Source organism: Bradyrhizobium sp. (genome assembly GCF_030654605.1).
GTDB lineage: Bacteria > Pseudomonadota > Alphaproteobacteria > Rhizobiales > Xanthobacteraceae > Bradyrhizobium.
The window spans coordinates 1-1,212 of sequence record NZ_JAURXB010000058.1 but is presented as its reverse complement, the minus strand read 5'-3'; the positions used below and the strand labels follow the sequence as shown (position 1 = coordinate 1,212).

At 67.6% G+C, this 1,212-nt stretch carries 1 protein-coding gene; it reads left to right on the top strand.

All coding sequences use genetic code 11. The features are described 5' to 3' along the window. On the top strand, nt 1-1,212 hold a 1,212-nt coding region (locus tag Q7U29_RS04865; protein ID WP_304739089.1), incomplete at both ends, for a bifunctional heptose 7-phosphate kinase/heptose 1-phosphate adenyltransferase.

Genomic DNA, 1,212 nt, shown 5'->3' with positions numbered 1-1,212 from the left:
CCGCGCCGGTCATCGCCGTGCGGCGCAGCGAAACCAATATCGGCGGCGCCGGCAACGTCGCGCGCAACATCGCCTCGCTCGGCGCGCGCTGCATCTTTGTCGGGCTGATTGGCGAGGACGATGCCGGCACGGCGCTGAAATCCGCGCTTGCGCGGGAAGCCGGAATCGAGAGTGTGCTGGTCTCCGACCCGTCGCGGCCGACGACGCGTAAGGTTCGCTTCGTCTCCGAGCATTTCTCCACCCACATGCTGCGCGCGGACTGGGAAGTGGCGCAGCCGGCTTCCGCCGAGATCGAGCAGAAATTGATCGAAGCGATCCTGCCGCAACTCGCCCGCGCGGACATCGTGCTGCTGTCGGACTACGCCAAGGGCGTGCTGACGGCGCGGGTGATCCGCAACGTCATCGACGCCGCGAAAAAACTCGGCAAGCGCGTGATCGTCGATCCCAAGAACGCCAATTTCGCGATCTACCGCGGCGCCACGTTGCTGACGCCCAATCGCAAGGAATTTTCCGAGGCGACCCGCAGCCGCGCCGATACCGAAAAGAGCATTGCCGACGCGGCACAGGATGCGATGCAGCTGGCGGACTGCGAGGCCATCCTGGTGACGCAGAGCGAGCACGGCATGACGCTGGTGCCGCGCCACGGCGAGACGATCCATGTGCCGGCGCATCCCGTCAAAGTGCGCGACGTCTCCGGTGCCGGCGACACCGTCGCCGCGGTGCTGGCGGTGACGCTGTCCGCCGGAGCCGATTGGGAAACCGCGTTGCGGATGGCGAATGCGGCCGCCGCCGTTGCCGTCGGCAAGAAGGGCACCGCCAGCGTCACGTCAGCCGAGTTGCGCCGCAAAATCCTGCCGCATGCGTTTCTCGCGGCGGAAGAAAAAATCGTGGCGTCGGGCGCCGGCCTCGAGGCGCAGCTTGCGGATTGGCGCCAGCAGGGATTGCGGGTCGGTTTCACCAACGGCTGTTTCGATATTCTGCACCCCGGCCACGTCAAGGTGCTGACCGCGGCACGCGGCGCCTGCGACCGGCTGATCGTGGGCCTCAACAGCGACGCCTCGGTGAAGCGCCTGAAGGGCGAGACCCGCCCGGTCCAGGACGAACGCGCGCGGGCGGAGGTGCTGGCGGCGCTGGAGGCGGTCGATCTCGTCGTGGTGTTCGAGGAGGACACGCCGATCCGGCTGATCACCGCGATCAAGCCGAGCGTCCTCG